Origin of the sequence: Caulobacter zeae, from assembly GCF_002858925.1 — a bacterium.
Lineage (GTDB): Bacteria > Pseudomonadota > Alphaproteobacteria > Caulobacterales > Caulobacteraceae > Caulobacter > Caulobacter zeae.
Genome location: NZ_PJRS01000026.1, coordinates 1 through 1976, shown reverse-complemented (window position 1 = coordinate 1976; position 1976 = coordinate 1). Strand labels below are relative to the sequence as shown.

Sequence of the window (1976 nt, the reverse complement as noted above, 5' to 3'; positions counted from 1 at the left end):
AACAGGAAACCTAGACTCCAAGGCCGCGCTTTGGAAGAACTCGGTCTGATATCCACGGTCGATAAAATTGGGGGGAGCGAATGCTCGCACGACTGGTCATCGCTTCGATCATGGCCCTGAGCGCCTCGGCGGCCATGGCGCAATCCTCCCAGTGGTATTTCTACAAGGAGGTCAGCGGGATCGAGGTCTATTACGCCGTGCGTATCAATCCCGATGAGGCGCGGGTCTCGTGGAAATGCGTGAACAAGACGGGCGACGCCGTCAGCTGTTCTATCGGCGCCGGCCAGAACAAGGTCTATCGATGTGTCCGCGACGGCACGCCCGTCGGCTTCACCGAAGCCCTGGGCGAGCGTGCAACGGCTCCGGCCCGTGGCGAATACGCCTTCCCGTCCGAGTCCGCCTGCAAGGGCAAGGGCGCTAGCCAGGTCGAGCCCTACGGCGTCCAGATCAGCATCGAGCGGTAGTCCCCGATGAATGGCGTCAATCCTCTGGGCATGCGGCTTTCGATCGGTCTGGCGATCGCCGGCGCCCTTGGCGGCGGAGCCGGCGCCCAGCCCCCGGCGGCCCAGCCTGCGAGCAGCCCGCCGGGGAGCCAGTACGCCTATTGCTGGGCGACCTTGAAGCCCCAGCCCGGAAAAATCGACCATTCATACTACTACTCGCCCATCTTCGTGGGGCGGCCGGGCGACGAGGCCGACAAGGCGGCCTTCGCGGCGGCCGTGGTCGGCGCCTATGGCGGCGAGGCGGGCGTCTCGTCCTGCTCGTCTCGCGCTACGGCGGCGGAAATGATCGCCGTTCGGGACAGGCGGTTCAACAGGGACGCCCCCCGTGCCGTCATGACGACCCTCCTGCCTGGCGGTGCGCGGGTCGCCAATATCGAAGGCGCATCCGTTCCGCGAACCGATCCCCCGGGCGACGGCTCGCCCGAACGGCCGCTGATCCTGGAATGCACGGCCGCCGCCGGCCAGTTCAGTTCCTTGACCCAGCGGTACGAGACCGCACAGAGCGTTCTGGTGAAGATCGCCGGGGGGCAGGTCTCGATCTGGAAGCGGTCGGCGTCTTCCTGGATTCAGCACCCTTGCGTGGAAAACAGCCGCAGCGGGCAGTTCTGTTCGATCACGCCGACCCGCATCTGGCTCAAGGACAGCTACGAGCTGACGCCGGGAGCCGAAGAGTCGAACGAACTGGACATCGACCGCCGGTCGGCTGGCTTTAAGTTCGAGACCCTGCTGGCGACGCCCAAGGTCGCGCCATACATTCAGGCTCGCCAAGCCACGGGAGCGTGTCGGCCGACGAAGGAGCCTGCACCCGCGCCCGCCGGACCCGCGCCGCGCACCGCCTTCTGAGCGAGCTCCGGTTGTCGGAACGTCTCCTTTCTAGAAGTGCGTCAGCGTGCGCAACTGGCGCTTTTGACTCGTGAGCTCGTGGTTTCATTTCCTTTGATTGTTCTTCAAGTTAGCTGCACTCTTAAGTTGAGAGCTTGTGGAGGCGCTTGTGGCCATTGACGCTGAGAAACGTCGGTCAATCCTTGAGAAGGTCTATCTCGAGCACCGATCACAAGCGCGCCACATCGAGACACTGCGCACCGGCGCCTTGAGCACGCTCGGCGTAGCCACCGCGGGCTTGATCGCCGTCACCAAGGACAATCACGTAGATCAGCAGACGGCTGGTTGGGCGATCCTTGGCCTGGGCCTCTTCGGCGTTCTACTTGCCTCGAAGCTTCATGAGAAACTGCGGTTAGAGATGGTACGGTCAGACGCATGTCTTGCAGCGATGTTTGACGACGATCCGCCGGAAGCAGTCGTGATTTTCGCTGCGGTCAGCAAGAAGCATGACGAATCCTACCCAGTGCTGCACCGGTTCAAGATGCGGGTGCTCTGGATCGGCTTAGCGCTGGCCATTTGCTTCGCCGGTGCCTTCCTCTTGATCAAGCCAGGCTGATAGGTCGGTCTGGGGGCAGCGCCTGAATGTCGCCT

Annotated in this window: 3 protein-coding genes; all 3 read left to right on the top strand. The window is 63.4% G+C overall.

Annotation, left to right across the window (positions count from 1 at the left end):
- The first annotated feature begins 80 nt into the window (after positions 1 to 80).
- The 3 genes from SGCZBJ_RS14425 (at position 81) to SGCZBJ_RS14415 (ending at position 1941) form a co-directional block, all read left to right on the top strand.
- Positions 81 to 464 carry a hypothetical protein gene (locus SGCZBJ_RS14425; protein WP_101718694.1) on the top strand — a complete coding sequence of 128 codons (384 nt, stop codon included), beginning with the start codon at positions 81 to 83 and terminating at the stop codon, positions 462 to 464.
- Positions 465 to 470: 6 nt separating this feature from the next.
- On the top strand, positions 471 to 1346 hold the full coding sequence (locus tag SGCZBJ_RS14420; RefSeq protein WP_101718693.1) for a hypothetical protein: 876 nt from the start codon (positions 471 to 473) through the stop codon (positions 1344 to 1346).
- Positions 1347 to 1494: 148 nt separating this feature from the next.
- Positions 1495 to 1941, top strand: coding sequence for a hypothetical protein (locus SGCZBJ_RS14415; protein WP_101718692.1), 447 nt, complete (start codon positions 1495 to 1497; stop codon positions 1939 to 1941).
- The last annotated feature ends 35 nt before the right edge of the window (positions 1942 to 1976 follow it).

Coding starts and splice junctions, on each gene's coding strand:
- SGCZBJ_RS14425 (WP_101718694.1), top strand. CDS start 81: ATGCTCGCACGACTGGTCATCGCTTCGATCATGGCCCTGAGCGCCTCG.
- SGCZBJ_RS14420 (WP_101718693.1), top strand. CDS start 471: ATGAATGGCGTCAATCCTCTGGGCATGCGGCTTTCGATCGGTCTGGCG.